This is a genomic window from Arsenicibacter sp. R0_47, assembly GCF_057652235.1.
In genome coordinates this window covers 740,366-759,871 of record NZ_JBYFCJ010000001.1, presented here as the reverse complement: position 1 = coordinate 759,871, position 19,506 = coordinate 740,366, and the positions used below count along the sequence as shown (strand labels likewise).

At 48.9% G+C, this 19,506-nt stretch carries 7 protein-coding genes; 2 read left to right on the top strand and 5 right to left on the bottom strand.

The window, feature by feature from the left end; translation table 11 throughout:
- Positions 1-8: 8 nt before the first annotated feature.
- The 5 genes from AC23NW_RS03005 to AC23NW_RS02985 all read right to left on the bottom strand — a co-directional run bounded on the left by AC23NW_RS03005 (position 9) and on the right by AC23NW_RS02985 (position 17,773).
- Positions 9-7,739 carry an Ig-like domain-containing protein gene (locus tag AC23NW_RS03005; protein ID WP_487447599.1) on the bottom strand — a complete coding sequence of 2,577 codons (7,731 nt, stop codon included), beginning with the start codon at positions 7,737-7,739 and terminating at the stop codon, positions 9-11.
- Positions 7,740-8,313: 574 nt separating this feature from the next.
- Positions 8,314-9,594, bottom strand: a complete 1,281-nt coding sequence (locus tag AC23NW_RS03000; RefSeq protein WP_487447598.1) for a TlpA family protein disulfide reductase — start codon at positions 9,592-9,594, stop codon at positions 8,314-8,316.
- A gap of 144 nt (positions 9,595-9,738) precedes the next feature.
- The gene (locus tag AC23NW_RS02995; protein WP_487447597.1) at positions 9,739-10,608 is read right to left on the bottom strand and encodes a hypothetical protein; all 870 of its coding nucleotides are present in this window, start codon (positions 10,606-10,608) and stop codon (positions 9,739-9,741) included.
- A gap of 225 nt (positions 10,609-10,833) precedes the next feature.
- The gene (locus AC23NW_RS02990) at positions 10,834-13,629 is read right to left on the bottom strand and encodes a S8/S53 family peptidase (protein ID WP_487447595.1); all 2,796 of its coding nucleotides are present in this window, start codon (positions 13,627-13,629) and stop codon (positions 10,834-10,836) included.
- 85 nt (positions 13,630-13,714) lie between these two features.
- Positions 13,715-17,773 carry a S8 family serine peptidase gene (locus AC23NW_RS02985; protein WP_487447593.1) on the bottom strand — a complete coding sequence of 1,353 codons (4,059 nt, stop codon included), beginning with the start codon at positions 17,771-17,773 and terminating at the stop codon, positions 13,715-13,717.
- Between the two features lie 159 nt (positions 17,774-17,932).
- Between AC23NW_RS02985 and AC23NW_RS02980 the strand changes: the two genes are divergently transcribed.
- On the top strand, positions 17,933-18,712 hold the full coding sequence (locus tag AC23NW_RS02980) for a ParA family protein (protein ID WP_487447592.1): 780 nt from the start codon (positions 17,933-17,935) through the stop codon (positions 18,710-18,712).
- The gene (locus AC23NW_RS02975; RefSeq protein WP_487447590.1) at positions 18,690-19,484 is read left to right on the top strand and encodes a hypothetical protein; all 795 of its coding nucleotides are present in this window, start codon (positions 18,690-18,692) and stop codon (positions 19,482-19,484) included. Before AC23NW_RS02980 ends, AC23NW_RS02975 begins: the two co-directional genes overlap by 23 nt.
- Positions 19,485-19,506 lie beyond the last annotated feature (22 nt).

Genomic DNA, 19,506 nt, shown 5'->3' with positions numbered 1-19,506 from the left:
AAGGTTAATTATTGACGGATAACTTTAACCGTTTTAACCTTCGACGGCGTGATTACCTGCAGGAAGTACATACCAGCCGAGCGACCCAGACCTAAAGTCTGACGTTCTACTGAGTTTGCTTTTTCTACAGCGATTTCACTTACTGAAGCACCTTGACCGTCAGTCATGCGCAGTTGCAGACGCTGACCTTCAGCACCACGTACTTCAACTTCAACCTTGTCGCTCAGAGTTGGGTTACCCAGAACCGTTACGTCCAGAGCATCAGCAGTTGTAGCTTCGCGACCTGCGCCGTCTTTACGAACGCAAGGTGATGTTACTACAATCTGTGAAGTTGCCAGGATAGCACCTGTCTGTGTATTACGCTGACGAGCATTGATAGTAAACGTGTTATTATCAAAGTTATTCAAGTCAAGCGTTTCTGAGCAAGCCTGTGTCCATGGAGTAATACCAATACTCATGAATTCAATCACCGAGTTAGCATCAACTACACCACCTGTAGGAATGAAGTTAACAACGTGCGGTGTTGTACCAGGGTTACATGTGAATGTAGCCGATACGCTGAATGGAGCACCAGTTAATACATATGGCTGACCACAAACTGTGATTGTGTTGCCAGTAGCAGTTGTTGTGCTTGTTGGAGGAGGTGTTACTGTACCACCACCTGAGCACTGTGCACTGTAATCGAATGTGAATACCGGCGACATTACACCGCTCTGCATCACTTGCAATTGTACAGGCTTACGTTCTGCAAACACACCAGCGTCAAGGATCAGTGGCTGAGCCATTGACTGGAATTGCGTTACTAACAGGATACGACCCTGGATAGCTGTTCCGTCACCACCAACAGTGTTGATTGTGATCTGACGAGTTGTACAGTTGATCGATGCACCTGTGATTGCCAACGCCTGACCAGTACCACACACTGCTGAGAATGTGTTGATCTGAGCTACGTTAGAGCAACCTGCAGTTGTACCTGTTACACTGATTACACCTGGCGTAGTTACTGTGATCGATGGTGTTGTTGCACCATTGCTCCACAGGTAGCTAGATGCACCAGAAGCTGTCAATGTAGCGCCTGTTACAACGCCGCTTGTTACACAAATCTTACCATCACCTGCAATCGATACGTTTGGTGAAGCGTTGAACGCTACTGTTACCGGAGTAGCAGTACCTTCAACACCATTCACAACGCAGACTACGTTGATAGAAACTGTACCTGTTACAGGGCTTTCTACCGAGTATGTTGGCTGGTTGAACGAAGCGTTGCCACGGTTGAAACGTGGAGTACCTGTTGCACAAGCAGCAGTTAACAATACGTTCTGACCTAAGCAAGCCTGCAGGTTTGTACCTGGCGTTACTGAAGGAGCAGCCGGCAGAGGAGTTACCGTTACAGTTGTCTGACCTGAAGCTGAGCAACCTGCCAGAGACGTTACTGTTACGCTGTATACTCCACCTGTTTGTGTAGAGATGGTCGGTGTTGTTGCACCTGTGTTCCACAGATAAGTTACACCGCCTGTTGCAGTCAGTACTGCTGTCTGGCCTTGTACGATATTTGTGTTACCAGTGATACCAACAACTGGAGCAGAACCTGCTACTACCGTTGCGCTAGCCAGTGCTGTACAACCTGAAGCGTTTGTTACGATTACGTTATAAACGCCTGGAGCCTGAACAGTGATTGACTGAACATTACCAGCACCATTGCTCCATACATAGCTTGAACCGCCTGATGAAGTCAGTACTACGCTACCACCCGGGCAAAGTGTTGCCGAAGATGGCGTAACGTTCGCTACGAAGTTACAAGCCTGAACTGTAACTGGTGTACCACCTGTGCTAACGATACCACGGCATGAACCGTTGAAGCAAGCACCATAGTACGTAGTGTTTACAGTTGGGTTAACCACCAGTGAGCCAGTTGCGCTACGTCCTGCTTCAACTGTACCCGCAGCATCTGTATAGAAGATCACTTGCGAACCAGCCGGGCAACCGAATGCTGTCAGTGTTACTGAAGCACCTGCTGCTACAGGGTTTGGCAGAGCCTGGATTGACGGAACACCACTTGGCATTGGAGATACCGTTACGTTTGCTGCAGTCGTTTTTGCACTTGTACAGCCATTTAATGTACAGTTAGCCTGGTAAGCAGTTGATGTTGTTGGAGCAACAGTTAATGATGCACCAGTACCAATTACTGCATTTGAACCCTGTACATACCAGTTTACAATACCACCAATACATCCTGATACTGACAGAACAGTTGTTGTGCCGGCACAAAGTGTGTTTTGTGATACTTCGATATTCGTTGGTGCTGGTGTCGCAACACGGTTGTTAAATGCCGTTGTTGAGATTGGACCTGCACACTCCGGAGCAGTTGCACACTGAGCAGCAATTGTGTAAACACCTGCACCAGTAGTTGTGATAGATACCACGTTAGATGTTCCGGCAGTTATTGACGTACCACCTGTTACTGTGTATGAAACATAACCAGTAGCACATGACAGTGTACCTGACGTATTTGTAGCGTTAGGACCACAAGCGGCAGCAAATCCAGAAATTGTTACATTTCCGGCAGGAGCATCCGTGATATTCAGCGAGAAGCTTGATACCAGTGTGCTTGTACAACCTGCTGTTGTCTGGCAAGCCAGCGTTACCGTGTAAACACCTGTCGGGATACCTGCTGTTGGCAATGTACCTACTAATGTGTTAGACGATGTACCTGCTGTACCGCCACCGCTGATACCACCAACTGCACCTGTGTTCGTCACTGAGATACCACCTGAGATAGTACCTTGACCAGGGATAAACACACTTGTACAACCAGCAATTGTCAGTGAAACCGGTGAATTGCGGCAAATTGTCAGCATCTGACTTGAATTACCTACAACATTATTGATTGTGTTACCGCTAGCTGAAGCTGTAATTGTTGCGTTGTTTGGCGCAGCGTTTACAGTTACAGAGAACGTTTTCACTTCACTCACACAACCTGACGAGTTCTGGCAAGCGATAGTATAGCTACCTACACCTGTTGCGCTTGTAGCAATTGTATAAACGCCAGCAGTTGCTGTAGTATTACCTGCAGCCGTTGTTCCAGCGATACGACCACCGATCAGTGTTGTACCTGTTGCACAGTTAGCAGATACCGAGATCGGACCTGTACCCTGGCAAGCCACGTAAGTTGCAGCTGGTGTTGGAGCAGCTGGTGTCGGGTTAACCGTTACCGAGAAGCTTGTCACCGTTGTACTTGAACAACCTGAAGCATTTGTACACACTAATGTGTATACATACGTCTGTGTTGTAGCTGATGAGAAAGTAGCTGTGTAGAACGCATTGCTGTTTGTTGTTACACCACCACCTACTACGCCACCGCCAACAGAACCACCGATACCGTTAGAACCACTCTGGAATGGAGGGTTATTAGTGATCGTTGTAGCTGATGTCGATGAGCTAACGAAGCAGTCTGTCAATACAGTCAGAGACTGACCTGAACATACTGTTGCAGAAGAAGCATTCACTAATGAACCTGTACCAGCGTTAACCAGCGTGATAGACGCTACGTTTGGAGCAGGAACGATTGTCAGACTGTATACTTTCGAGTCGCTTGAGCAACCTGTAGCATTTGTACAAACGACAGTATAACCATATACACCCGTTGCGTTAGCAGGGATTGTAGATGTTGTCGTTGTACCGAATGTACCAGGGATAAAGCCGGCTCCGCTACCAGTTACCACTGCGCTTGCGCTTGTGCAAGTTGCTGTGATGTTGATTGGCGACGTAGACTGGCAAACGCTCATGTTGCTGATACCAGCTACAGAAGCTACTGCAGGCGTTGGGTTAACTGTCACAGCAAGGCTAGATACAGCTGTGCTTGAGCAACCTGCTGTATTAGTACATACGAATGTGTATGTATAAGTTGTTGTTACAGATTCGTTGAACACACCTGTGTACGAAGCAAACGTTGTTACAGTACCCGATGTGCTGCCTGTGCTGCCACCGTTTGTAACTGTACCAGCATTACCGGCGCCAATACCTGTCAAGGCAGGATTTGAGCTACCTGCTGTACCTGTTACAGATGTTACGATCGGACAGTTTGTGTTAATCACTAATGTCTTACCTGAACATACTGTTACAGCGTTTACATTTTGCGCAACTACACCATCGGCAACTGTTGTAAAGGTAGCTACCGGAGCAGCTTCAACAACAGTCAGGCTCTTAACAACCTTTGTGCTAGTGCATGAACCGTTAGTACAAACAGCCGTGTACGTAAATACGCCTGTTGAACCGGCAGCAATCGTTGCTGATGTTGTCCGGCCTGCTGTACCTGGTACGATACCTGTACCTGTCACAACTGCAGTTTGTCCAGTTGGGCAAGCCGCCGTAGCAATTAAGTTAGTTGCACTCTGACAAACAACTGCCGGAGCTGTCGCAGAAGCGAAGCCAGAAACAGTTGGTGCTTGTGGCTGAGTAACTACTGTTACCAACAAAGTACTTGCCGTCAGGCTTGAGCAGCCGGCTGTGTTTGTACAGTTGAAGGTATATGTGTATGGCGTAGAAGCCACTGCACTTTCTGTAAATGTAGCAGAGAACGAAGCAAACACAGGGCTTGTCGTTGAACCACCATTTGTACCACCGCCAGTAGTTGCAGTACCATTACCTCCTTGATCTACACCTGTAACACCAGTATTGATACCGTTGAAACCAGGGTTTGTCGTTGGGTTAGTAGTGCTTGTACTTGTACTGATCTGGCAGTCTGTCTTAACAGTCAGTGTGCTACCAGCACATACAGTTACTGCGTTTACAAAGCTGTTAGAAGCATTAACGCTTACAGATGCAGGAACACCACCTGTCACAGTCAGAGATGCGTTGTTAGGTGTCGGGTTAACCGTTACCGTTACAATCTTAACATCGCTGGCACATGAAGATGAGTTCACACATGCTACAGTATATGACAGAGTCGTTGCTGCAGTTGCAGACAGGAAACTTGTTGTTACAACTGTATATGCGTTGCCAGAGAAAGAACCAGCACCTAAATCACCACCTGTAAACAGTGCAGTTGAGCTTGTACATCCTGAAGTCAGAACAGCAGGTGTACCGGCGCAAACTGTTGCAGAAGCCAAAGCTGCCGTTGGTTGAGCAGGCGTTGGGTTAACCGTTACCGTCAGGCTAGTTACAGACAAGCTAGGACATCCTGATGCATTTGTACAGTTAAATGTATATACATAAGGAGATGTCGTAGCACTTGCGAATACAGCACTGAATGAAGCAAATGTAGTACTTGCAGGAGATGCAGTAGCTGAGCTACCACCTGTTGTACCACCTACACCAGCACCAGAATCGCTGTTGCTGCCACCAGTATTAATACCAGTGAAACCTGGCGCTACAACTTGACCGCTACCTGCATTTACAGAGCTGATACGGCAATCTGTATTTACAGTTAACACTTTACCTACGCAAACAGATACAGATGCACCCTGACCGGCAAGAACCGGAGATGCTGTAGGAGTACTACCTACAACCGTTAATGCAGGCGTATTTGGCGCTGCAACGATTGTAAAGCTGTATGTTGTTGCTGTGCTTGTGCATGAAGATGTTGCACAAATACCAGAGAAGTTATATACTCCTGATGCACCGGCTGCCAGTGTAACAGCACCAGCTGTTGTTGTAATGCCGGTACCTGATCCTGAACTTGTGATACTAGCTGTACCAACTGTCGGGCAAGAGAAAGCAAAACGACGAACTGTGTTCGTTTGGCATAATGTTGTCGATGAAGCAGACAATCCACCAGCAAAACCGTTTGAAACAAATGTTGGTTTTTCTGGCTGAGGATTAACTGTTACAGACAACGTAGTAGCAGTCGGGCTTGTACAACCTGCAGCGTTCGTACATATCAAAGTATATACGAATGTCTGTGTTGCAGTAGCAGTGAACGAACCAACGAAGCTGGCGTTTACCAAAGATGTAGTTGAGTTACCTGGCGTTGAGCCTGAACCTGAACCTACACCGGCAGTACCGCTGTCAACACCGTTAAGACCAGTGTTCTGACCAACCAGTGGCGGGTTAGAACCAACAGCCGTTACGTTTGTTGTTGTTCCGATTAAACAGTTTGTAGCGATTGTCAGTGATGAGCCTGAGCAAACAGACACACTACCTGATGTACCACCTGCAATGTTAGTTGTTGTTCCGGCGGTTACGGTCAGGGCAGCAGCGTTAGGAACAGGGTTAACTGTCAACGTTGTTGTGATCGCAGAGCTAGAGCAACCCGAAGCGTTAGTACAAACGACAGTATAAGTCAGTGTTGTTGCTGACGTAATACCACTTGTAGCAACCGTTAAGCTATTACCTGTGAATGACGTTGCACCGCTGAATACCGCTGTAGACGAAGCACAGCTTGTTGTCAGGCTAGCTACCGGACCCGCACAAACTACTTGAGGAGCAATTGGAGCAGGAGCAGCAGGCGTCGGGTTAACTGTCAACGTCAGTGTTGCAACATTCGTGCTCTGGCAACCATTCGCGCCGATACATGGGATTGTATAGACAAATGGAGAACCAGCGTTTGTTACAATATTCGTTGGAATGTTAAACACGTTGATACCAGGCGCACCGGCAACCACTGTGCTTGTTGATGCACCGATGATTGTTGTACCACCAGGACCTGTCACAAAAATAACCGGATCGTTATTTGTTGTTGACGTTGATGATGGCGCTTGAGCTACACAACCAGAAATACTCAGTACAAGCGAAGTGCCCTGGCAAACTGTGCCGGATGTACTTGCATTGGCAGCCGTTGCATCAACCAGTGTGTTGCTGAATGTACCGGCAGAAACGATAGAAACTGAAGGACCGGCAGCTGGAGCTACGCGGTCAGCTGTTACAGATGCAGACGCAGTTGCTGTACAACCACCTGCACTTGTTACCAGAACAGAGAAGGCTATCGGGCCAGTACCAGTACCTGTATATGTGTAAGATGATGCACTTGTTGTAGAACTAGTAGCACCAGACCATACATATGTATACGAACCGGCAGGCGTAACGTTAGCCGTTGCAACTGTAGCAGGGTTTGTACAGTTCAACAGCGTATTGCTAAACGTAATAGAAATCGCAGGAATCGGGTTTACGTTTAAGTCAGCCGTAGCTAACGCCGTACAACCAGATGTATTAGACACAACCAGTGAATACGTCTGGATACCTGAGGCAGCCGCAGACGTAGTAACATTCAGAACATTTGTCGGCGTTGGTGTTACCAACGACAGGAAACCAGGACCCGACGCACTTTGAATCGTCAGATCTGATGGCACAGTAATAGAGGAAGAACTACCGGCACAAATAGCGGCAGGCGAAACAGTTGTACTAACTGGCGTCTGAATTGATGGATATATACCAATCGTTAAAGACGCGGTACTTGACGTACCATTTGAGAAGTAACCTGTAGCCTGAACAACTAATGTTGACGATGTAGTCACACCAGGAAGGGTGTATGAGCCATTGAAACCTACACCTGCTCCATTGAACTGTGGTTGTACAATCCCGTTCAGCACAGGAGAGTAAACGACAGCCGTCACAGTTGTCGGGTTTGTTGTCTGGATAGATGGTACGATTGTAATCGTCGTGCCACCACAAGCCGCCGTCAAATTAGAGCCACCCGTAAGAGAGAGACTCGTGATTGAGTTCTGTGCCTGTACCACTCCATACCCACCCAGCATAAGCAATAGCCAAACGGTTATCTTAGCTAAGTATAATCGTGAAGACATAAACAGCAATTAAGTGTTTAAAATAGATTTTGTTTGTGAATTAGCGTGATCAGGCTTTGAGGCCTGATTTACCGGTTTCTTTCTGAACCGTAACGGGTTGGCGGGTGCCATAGCTTTTAAGCAGTTTCCTGCTTCATTTCAACAGAGAGCTTCAGTGAATGCGAATAGGTTTACAGACAGTGGTTAAATCATAGGCGCAACGGTGTTAGGGTTAATGTTTAACAATAAAAGATGTACAAAAGGCAAACAACCTACAATTCGAATAGACTTTTTTTTCTCCATGAACGTTATATGCACATTTAGCACAATCTCACATCGGGATGCAAATAAAAAAAAACTGTTTGAATTATAAGCGAATTTCTGGCTGGTATTGAAAATTTTTTAACAAAGTCGTCGTTAGGCATAAACTATATATATTAAGTATACCATTTGATATACCCTTTCTATATAACCGGTGGTTTCGATCTCTTTGTGATGTTATTATTTTTCAATTGCCGGAAATTTGAGGGATATGCTAATGTAAGCATAAATGTCTTTTTATAGGATCAAGTCTTAATGACGAATAAAAAAAATCCTATTTAAGCTTATCGACCTGTTCCGTGTATTTCTTTGTATTCAGCTTGGCGGCCTGTGCTACAGTTAATGAGCTGTTTGCTGCCTTTAAGGCTTCCTGCACTTTATTACCCCGCTTGTAGGCATCGGCTAGTTCGAAGTAAAGATCGGCTTTTTCGGCTGGTTCCAGTTTAGGCAACGCAAGCCCTTTTTCCAGCCATTTAACCGTTGATGGGACATCACTACCGTCTTTGCTGTTTGCATTAAAATAGTGGGCTACATAGATAAACTCCGGCGCAGACAACGGGAAGTCATTTACATGCTTATCCATGCGGGCAGCTGCCTGGCTCGTCTTGTTCTGATAGATGTAGGCGTTTATTTCCTGCATCAATGTCCGTGCATTGGCAATTTTAGGGTCGACACCGATTTTCACTAACTGCTCCCTTATCTGCTGAATCTTCTCCGGAGCAAAGCGGGCAGCCTGCGGACTGTATAATGAAGACAGCAGCAGGTTCTCAGCAACCTCTCGGGCAGTACCTTCGCCGTACTGTTTATACGCTCCCTGATTATTGATCAGATGCTGCGCAATCGGGTTAGTGTAATCCATGATCACTTTCTGCAACACCAGCCAGTTTGTACCGTTGGCATATTCGGTCACCGGTTGCTGTTTGGCATACTCTTCCATAACCCGCGAGTTGGCCGTTGTATCTTTAACAATCTTTGTGAACAGACCGTACTCAATCAGGAAGTCAGCACCACGCTCACCGGCAGCAAACCGATCCGGATATTGCTGGCTCCGGTAACGCGGATCCAGTGCCGCGGCAGCACGGCCATTGATCTCGTCAGGACCATTGTTAGTCATTGTCGCATGCAGCAGATTCCCGTCGGCATCAAAGAAGAGAAACATCGGAATGGACGGGATATACAGCTTTTTCTTCTCCAGCCATTCCTGCGTCGGCTTTTGCATCAGATCGAGCTTCTTGCTGACAAAATACTGGTTGTATACATCACCGACTTTTTTGCCGGCCAGTATCGGCATGAAGCTTTGACAGGTATGACAATCGGGTGAATATATTTCTACGAATACAGGTTTACCAACTTTCTTCGCCTGCGCAAAAACGGTGTCAATGGGCTCTTTCATGAACGCAATGCCACCAAGTTTTTTGTAGTCAGGTTCCGGCGGGTGAGTTGCCTGAGGAGCCGGTGCAGGAGCCGCTTTTTTGATTTGCGCGGGGGCCGCTTTTTTTACAGGCGTTTTCGTCTGGGCTATGAGTACATATGGTAATACAAGTAGCAAACTCAAAAACACCTTTGTCTGCATTGGTAACATGACTATTTCAGTTTTTCTACGATGGTTGTATATTGAAAGTGGCCCGCTATAATTATTAGCGGGCCATTGAAGACGGTTACTCCCCCTCCCCTACCCTCTTCAGGCAAGAGAAAGCGCTTATTTGCAGCTATCTTTCAGATTGAATTTGTAGGATACTATTTTGCCGCTCTGACGCGCAAACAGCGTCAGTGTTGTTGTTGCCGGATCTGCCGCTGCTGCTGCATCCACAGTGCTGGTAGCGTTCGTTGTCCAGCCAGTCACACCTGGTGCCATATACTCAATAGTACTGCCGTTACCACCGCTGGTCTGGAACGTTATCTGGCGGGTAGCGCAGTTGTATGAAGGGGCTACTAAAGTCAGGTTTGTTGTAGCAACATCGCCTGTCTTGTTTGGTGGGATAATACCTGTGCTGCCGCAAAGCTGACGGATGTTAAAATCACGGCTGACGATTTTGCCGCTTTGACGGGCAAACAGTTTGATAACGCTTACCGAGCCATCAGCTGCCGTACCGGCCTCAACAACATTAGCAGCGTTCGTTGTCCAGCCGGTTACGCCTGGTGCCATATATTCTACCGTACTGCCATTACCACCGCTAGTCCGGAAAGTAAGCTGGCGGGTAGTACAATCGTATGAAGGATCTACCAATGTAATATCAGTCGAGCCTATATCGCCGGTTTTGTTTGGCGGGATAATACCCGTGCTGCCGCAAAGCTGGCGGATGTTAAAATCACGGCTAACTATCTTACCGCCCTGGCGAGCAAACAGCTTAACCACCGTCACCGAACCATCAGCTGCTGTTGCAGCATCCAATACGTTGGCCGCTTTGGTTGTCCAGCCGGTTACGCCCGGCGCCATATATTCAACGGATGAACCATCCCCCCCGCTTGTGCGGAATGTCAGCTGACGGGTGTTACAATCGTAGGCAGGATCAAGTAATGCTAGTGTGCTCTGTGCATTAACGGTTGTGGCTATAGTCATGCAAAGCATGATTAACAAAAATCCCCACCGAACAAAAACCGAAGAGAGGGCTGGACGAGATTTCATACAGTTATATAAATGTATATCCAATAATGAAATATTAGCTTTTTCTATTGTAAAGTACGCGATAAATCGCCGTTCGGACAAGTGATATTGATTGAATAGCCGGCGATTAACATGTCATTAACGAATGAGCAGGTCTTATACTAATGTGTAATTAGTTGGTAACCAGAACTAATACTTAAAAAAGCGTGCATCCTTGTAACGATAGCCATCGTATAATCGTATAAAATAATAACCTAACGGTAGCGTACTTATATCAAGCTGATATTCAAAGGTATTATTTACCTGTTTCATAGCTACATTTTCGGCATACGCCCTGCCCGTTATATCATATACGGTGAGTACCATCCTGTTTGCTTTCGGGTAGCTGTACTTTATATATATATAGTCCCTTGCCGGATTCGGATATAACATCAGGGTACTGTCAGCTGATATCGTCATCAGGGTGTCATTAGCCGTATCATCACTCCATTTTACGACACGCCCTTGTGAGAGAATACTGCATACGGCCTGCTTAAGCTTGACCTTGTACGTACCCGGGTCCTTAACTGATAGTGTACCGGTAGTTGCGCTGTTAATCTCAGTATCATTCCGGAGCCATTGGTAGCTGCTAAATTCTCCGTCCGGGGCACTTAGCTGCACAGAAGCACCTCTCGGTAAAGCAATCACCTGATTTACCGGTATAATCTCCGGTAACTGAGAGGCAGCCTGCCCTACCCGCACTCCGTCTGTTATTCGCTGGCAACCCTGCTGTGTAATCCGTACCTGATACAATCCCGTTTGGGTCGCGCTGACAGACTGACTACGGCTACCGGAAATAACCTGACCGTTTCTCAGCCATTCATACTGTGTCCCTGCTTCAGCACTAGCTGCTATCTGTACACTGGACCGGCCTTCGCAAAGCCATTGATCAACCGATGGGGTCAGGGTTGCCGTTGGCGTAATTAGCTGAATAATAACCGGTGAAGATGTGCCGACACACCCTTTACTGTCGGTTACACGGACAACGTACGTCCCGGCTTGCGAAACCTGACAGGCAGCTCCTGCCGCATTGGCTATAGAAACGCCGTTTTTCAGCCACTCATAGGTAAGGGAAGATACCTGGCCGTTTGAAGAGGCTATTTTTGCCTGATCGGTTTGCAATGTAATGGCTGCTCCTGCGCAGAACGAGGTATCTTTATTGGGTGTGATGCCAACCGTAAGGACACAGGCTTTACGGGATAAACCACTCACCACCAGCGAGAACGGCTGAGCGTTGTACTTCAGCTGCGCTTTATGGGAAACGGTGAGTGTATACACCTGCCCGGCCACCGGATTTTTAATAATAATCTGCTCTACGTTATCGCGGATATTATCCCCCGCGGTAGCAGCCTGATCAGGATTAGCGGGATCAAGTACCCAGGGAGAGGCTGTTGTCTGCCCGTCTGATAGCCGGACATCGAGGTCGTTTACCAGTTTCGGGGTACGGCTGTCCAGATTGAGGCTGTTTACGGCCGTACCGGTGGCTTCGGGATCTGTCCAGCAGATGGTTACAATCAGCGGTTCACTTCCCTGTGCTTTAATCTGAGTTGTATATTTTCCTCCCTGCTGCAGAATCTGTTCCGTCAGCATGTGTGAACCGGTAGGATTCAGTAAGACAGAAGCGGCTTTTTCCACATTCAGAATGCCCCAGCCTTGCTTATAATCAGGCCCGATACCGGTCTGCACATTGCCTGCGGCATTTATCCGGTCGGCTGTATGGATAGCCAGCCCCCGTAGTGTTGCGGCCCGCATAAAACGGCCTTCTGTAGTACTGTTCTGCAACCGAGCATACAACTCCTGTAGCAGGTATAATGAGCCGGTTACGTTGGCGCAGGCCATTGATGTACCGGTATTTGTTCCGTAAGCGTTATTGGCTGATGATATTGTTGAGTAAAGTTTTGTCCCAGAACCTAGTAAGTCCGGTTTAATCCGGCCGTCGTCGGTCGGTCCCCAGCCGCTGTAGGGGGCAATACTGAATAAAACCGGCTGACCATTTTGTAAAGTAGCCTCGGCCGAACCGATGGTCAGGACATTCTTGGCGTTGGCTTCTCCCGCAATAACATCGTATCCATCATTGCGGCTACGGCTGACGGTACTTTTTTCACTGGTATTACGCAGATAATAGGCTACTCCTGCCGGCGGACCGGTCTCCGTATGCTTGTTATCAGCCGAGCGGACCATCAGATAATACGGGTTACTGTAGGCGATCCGGTCAATATCGGCGGCCCGTGAGGAGTAAAAGCCAAACTGATAGTCCTCTACCTGACTGACACCGGTGTTACCCCACCATTCCCATTTCTGATCAGGATCGGTACCGGGCCGGTCCGCGTTGTACACCCAGCCAGCTACCGGACCGTAGGAATGATTAGAAAGCAGCAGGTCCTTAGCCGCTGTACCGATTTCGCTGATATCATCGTTAAAGTCCCAGATCCGGAGATTCGCCCCGAAAGCCATTCCTTTTGCCTGGGCATTGACGCCTTTAGCGATTAATGTCCCTGCAAGGTGCGTTGTGTGCTCACTGACTACCGTTGCCTGATCAGCCTGAATGATTCGTGCAGTACCTGTTCCGGCAAATTCCTGATGCGTTGTAAGCGCCTGACCACCATCCCACATGCCCAGTTTTCCTGCCATAAACGCCGAATTCCCGCTCAACGACAAACCCAGCGACCCTCCGGCACGCAATGCGGTAGTCCGCGTTATTTGCGCGGCAATTGCGTTGTGGGTGATATAATAAATCGGGTGACCGGTCGGGTCAACCCCCTGCAACGCCATAATGCGGCCATTGGAACAATTTTTGCTGATAGCCCAATTATACTTTCCGGCCAGTTCAAAGGCCTGTTGCCGGTTTATCCGGTAAGGATCCGGCACTTCCTGACGCTGTTGAGACGCGGCCTGTTCTGATAACAGAACAATGGTGACCAGGCATAAAAAAACACCTCTTATCATGCTGTTTGCCACCTGACAAACAGCATGATAAGAGGTTGGCAACCGCCCTTCCGTATATGTAGAAAATCGTTTCAGAACGAAAAGTTTACTGTTTAAGGACTCGTTTTACTCCCAGTATTTGACCCTGGTTATCCTGAACAGTCACAAAAAATATACCGCCTGACAATGACGTTAAATCAAACATCCCTGAATAATTTTTTCCGTCGCGCTTCATAATCCCCGTTTTTACCCGTATTCCTTCCGTATTGGTCAGAATCAGCGTAGCGGGTGGTGTTTTGGCAATAGCAGCATCAACCGTAACGGTCAGGTAGTTAGTGGTTGGGTTAGGGTACACCTGCACACCGGCAGCCGCTTCTTCCAGTCCCAGAATGATTACCGACAACTCCGTTGAGATCAACTCCCCGCATCCGCTGGCATTGACACGTACGGAATACCGGCCTGACTGAACCGCTGTGTAACTCTGACCGATTGCTCCCGTAATGGGTACACCGTTCAGCAGCCATTGATTCCCTGTTACAGAGTTTGAGGTCAGGACAAACCCGTTCAGCGTAATCGCCGGCGCAACAGGATCGTTTACGCTGACCTGAACAGCAGATGAACTGGCAGGCTGGCAGTTATTGGATACCTGCACTAAATAAACGCCTTCATCGGTTGCCCGATAGATGCTGGCCACGGCTCCGGAAATTGCCTGGTTATTTCTGAACCACTGATAGAACAGATTATCACCGGTATTGGCCTGTAATACCACGGACGAACCACGGCAGATGGTCGTTGAGCCGTTAATCGTTACCAAAGCAGACGGGGCAGTACCTCCGCTTTTTGTCACGGCCACCCGCTGTGCAGACGGGCAATCCAGCGAACGAATTTTAAGGTTATAGAGATAATACCAGGCCGTTGTCAGTGTATCAACCCGCCCGCTCTGCGGAAACAGTGAGCCTTTTGAGCTGACTACCGTCATACCGTTAGGCGCTGTCAGGCGATACGGAAATCCGGTTACGCCGACATTACTCCGGAAAATTGACGCTCCACCCTCATACTCAATGGTAATTTTATAGTCCCCGGCAGCCGGAATACGCAGATTCAGCGGGTATTGGGCTCCGGCATCAGCAGGGTCATCCAATAGTTGACCGTTAGCATTTACGGTAGTCAGGCTGGTATTACGTGTTGGCGCTACATCCAGCGAAACACTCGAAATAGCAACGTCATCTAACCGGCGAACGGTAAAAGTCAACCGCCCGGCACTGGCAATGTACAGCCTCGCCGACTCCAGTACAACCGGTATCTTCGTCGAAATTAACGGTGAAGGGCCAAAATTGCCCGCATACGAACCGCCGCCGAACGCATTTTTACTAACCGGACCTAATACTCCGCTGAAGTCGTTCAGGGAAACAAAATAGGTATTGGTCACAGGCTTTATATTGGTCGTCGCCCGGTTACCGATTGCCAACAGATTACCACTTGCCGGTGCATCGTACCAGAATGCTGTTCCTTGCCCGTTATTCGTCAGCGCAACAACCGTATCCGTGCCGCATTGCAGTGCTGCTAAAGCCGACGGTACTGCGGCCACAGCTACGGTCCGTGAATCAACGAAGGTATTATTCGCCGGATTCTGGTCATTGGCGAGTTCGGTTGTTGCCTCAAAACGGTAACTCTGCCCTGCTGTGAAGCGGCTGGCAGCCACATTAAGGGTAAACAGGGCGTCATTAAACCCGTTAATGGCCGGTAATGTACCGGTTAAAACCGTCAGGGTTGTGTTAGCGGCATCGGCAATGCGGATACGTACCGGCACATTCTGCTGTGTATCGGTACCATAGTTTCTGATACGAACTGCTACCGGAATCTCATCTGTTACCCGGCAAAATGCATTATCAGGAGACACAAGTGCTGTTACCCCTACATCGGCGGCAGAACGGATGGTACGCAGCAGCCACTCCATTGTTTCGCCTTTACTGTACGTCCCGCAATCAGAGACAGCTTTTCCGTCTGTCGTTTCCACCAAAACCAAGCGTACGCGGATCACTTGTCCGCTATTTAATCCCGACGGGATCTGCACATTGCGGGAGAATGTAGCTATGCCATTCAGAACTCCTGAAGTGGCCAGCGTATCACCCGCGTCGGAAAAGCTCCCGTTTTGATTCCAGTCGGCAAAAACACGGAGCATGGTGTTTTGCGGCGTTCCGCATGTACCGACACTTACCGAAAACGGCAGTGTCTGTCCGGGCTGTACGTCAATAATTGTCCGGGTCAGATCCGTATAGGTAGTACAGTTATCGTTTCCTTTCTGCTGTGTCTGGCCTAGCTGAAAACCAAGCACTTTGCTATCAGCAGACGATACCGGCGTTGAGCTGCAGTAAGCGATTCCGCCAATTCCGCTGGCAAGTAAGGCATATTCCTGTCGGGTACCGCCCAGGTTTCCCTTGTGGGAAATGATAATGGTGTACGAACGGCCCGGCACTGCGCCCGGAATCAGTACTTGCTCAATGTTATCCCGGATATTATCACCCCGTTGTGCGGCCTGTGCCGGATTTTCCGGATCCAGCGTCCACGGCAAAACGGTTTGTTGGCCGTCACTGACCCGAATATCCAGGTCATTGATCAGTTTAGGCGTCCGGCTATTAATAACGCTTGCATTAACGGCCGAGGGCGTACCCTCCGGATCAGTCCAGCAAATCGTAACCCGTAACGGGCCTTTGCCCGATGCGGTTATCTGTCGTGTGTAGGTTTCTCCCTGCGCGAGTGTTCGCTCCTCAAGCAAGTGATTCTGTGCATCATTTTTAATCACTTTAGCCGCCTGTTCAATGTTGAGCAGACCCCAGCCAAAGCGATAATCGGGTCCGGGCGTATCGCCGGCTTCATCGGCCGTATGCAGCACCAGACCTTTCAGCGTTGATGAGCGCATAAACTTGCCGGTATTGAGCTGATTGTAGTATTCCTGTAACAGTAACAAGGAGCCTGTTACGTTGGGCGTAGCCATGGATGTCCCGTCTAAAACAGCATAACTACTGTCTGTCGTGTTGTAAGTCGACAACACACTCACCCCTACCCCGGTAATATCCGGCTTAATCCGGCCGTCATCCGTCGGGCCCCAGCTGCTGAAACTGGCCAGTTTTACGTCTCCGGGCTGATTATAGCCGTTGAGTGTATTTGAAATGGCACCGACCGTGAGGATATTTTTGGCGGTACCATAGGTACTGATCAGGTCATATGCATTCTGGTCGTACCGCGGACGCGTACTGATTCGGTTGTTGTGATTTACCAGATAATACGGCTGATTAGCGCCTGGTCCTGAATCGCCCCGTTCGTTGCCGGCCGCTTTTACGATCAGGTAATACGGAGCATTGTACGAAATACGGTCCCAGCTTTGCGCCTGTGCATTGTAAAAGCCGAATTTGTAATCCTCCGTGGCGCTGATGGTTGTGTCGCCGTACCATTCCCAAAAAATTGAACCACTGCGGCTTGCATTATAATTCCAGCCCGAAATAGTCCCGTAGGAGTGATTCGACACCAGCAGGTCAGCCGCAACCGCAGTCATTTCCGAAACATCGTTGGTCTGATCATAAGCCTGCAGGTTGGCACCGTATGCCATGCCGCGCACCAGCGGATTTCGGCCGGCCGCCATCAAAATCCCTGATACGTGCGTAGAATGCTGGTTTCCGGTAGCATCAGTACTGGCCGGCGTATCGCGCTGAATCAGGCGGGTACCAAACTCTACGTGAGATGCTCTTGGCTTGCCACGTACTTCCCACATACCCATCCGGTCACGGACTGCCGAGCCATTACCCGACAGGCTCACCCCGAGACTGCCACCTGTATACAGACTGTTGGTACGGGTAGTAACCCCGGCTTTTGTGGTGCTGTTACTGGCGACATAGAGCAGGTTTCCGGCTTCATCAACGCCATCGAGGGCAAATGTCCGGCCGTTGCCCAGATTCCCCGTCAGCGGGCGGCCCAGCGTAAGCGCCTGCGTTCTTGCCCGTTCGTAATTCTTTTGTTGATTGTCCTGAAGTTGTTTCTGAAGTGTCTTCAGCGTAGCCTTCTGGCTGGTGCTGTAATGAGGCAAAGGTTGTGCCCATAAAAACTGAATGCCAATGACTTGCAAAACAAGAAGAAGGCATACACGCAGGCGACTGTATTGGTTTTTCATGTTAGGATAAGAACGTACGATAAGGCAACAAGACAACAAATGCTATCAGAAAGACGCACTAAGTTTATTTTTTTGTATTAGCCACTGCTTAAAAAGCTGTTAAATTTACAGCAACGTTCTCAGCAGAAAAAATACTGTCGCCGTACAGAACTCCTTGATATGTCAAAGAGACCGATTACAATTTCAATAACGAACAACAAAGGCGGAACCGGCAAAACAACCACGGCCCTGAACCTGGGAGCTGCCTTGCAGAAAAAGGGCTTCCGTGTGCTGCTTATCGACCTTGATGCACAGGGCAACCTGACGCTTGCCACCGGCTGCCGGCAGCCCCGCCACCATGCGGGTGAACTGCTGATGGACGAAGCATCGTGGGAAGAAACCCTGATTACAGGCCCGACCGTACACCTGATACCAGCCAGCCGCATGCTGCTCAGCTATGAGCACCGCCTCAACGCCGAACCGGATAGCGGCTATCTGCTGCGTGAACAGCTGGAAAACCGGCCGTATGACTACGTAATCATCGACTGCCCGCCGAGCCTCGGTGCCCTGACGTTTGGTGCTCTCAGCGCTACCGACTGGTTTATTGTTCCGATGCAGGGAGAGAACTTCGCCTATATCGGGCTTGACGAGATTTTGCAGTGTGCCGCCAAAGTACGCCGCCGGATTAATCCGGAGATTAAGCTGGCCGGTATTCTGATGAATAAATTCGACCTGCGGACAAAGTTTGGCCAGAGTGTTTATCAGAAGCTGTCGGCTAATCCGGCAGTACGGGTTTTCAGCGCCTCAATCCGGCAGGATATCAGTCTGATGGAGTGTACGGCCTTCGGCCAAAGCATTTTCGACTACGCACCCAATTCACGGGGAGCGCATGACCTGATGAATTTTTGTGACGAATTTTTACAATACACCAACCAGCATGAAACGAGCCAAGTCATTTGATAATCTACTGACCGACCTGCACAGCGAACCGGTGGCGGATGTAAACATGTCGGTACTGGGTGCACTCGATTCCGATGATGTGACGGAGTTGTCTCCGCTTAGCGTCGACGAACAGGAGCGACTGAGCGTCTGCGAGCGTATTATCGACGAAGGGCTGGCAACATTCATGGCTGTTGGAAATGCCCTGATTGAAATCCGTCATTCCAAGCTGTACCGTGAAAAATACCGGACGTTTGAGGTCTATTGCCGCAATCGCTTCGGCATCAAGCGCCAGCGTGCCTACGAGCTGATGGGAGCTGCCGAAGTTGTTAACAGCCTGCAACAACCGGCTGTGTCGGAAATTTCCGACAACGATATTGCTTACCCGATGCCCGAACGGGAATCTCACGCGAATGCGTTGTCCTCAATCCCTAAGGACGAACGGTTAAAGGTGTGGCAACAGGTGAATGAGACCTCGCAGCAAACCGGTAAAACCATCACGGCGAACCTGATTCAGTCGGTAGCGCAGCAAAGCCTTTCACCTGAAACTTCTTCCTTAGAAGAGTTACCTCCACAGGAAAATACCCTGACATTGATTCAGAAAATCAGGAAAAATATCTCAAAAGCTGAGCCGGATGACATTCGGGTTGAAGTGCATGGCGTGTGGCTGAAACGATGTGGTCTGGAGGAAGCATGGCGTATACTCCGCGGCCGTCCGGAATGGGTAATTAATGACAACTTTAAAGACTGGCTGACACTCGATGAAGCAAAAGCCATCGGCCTGATCAAGTAATAAAAAAAGCAGGGGTGAATCG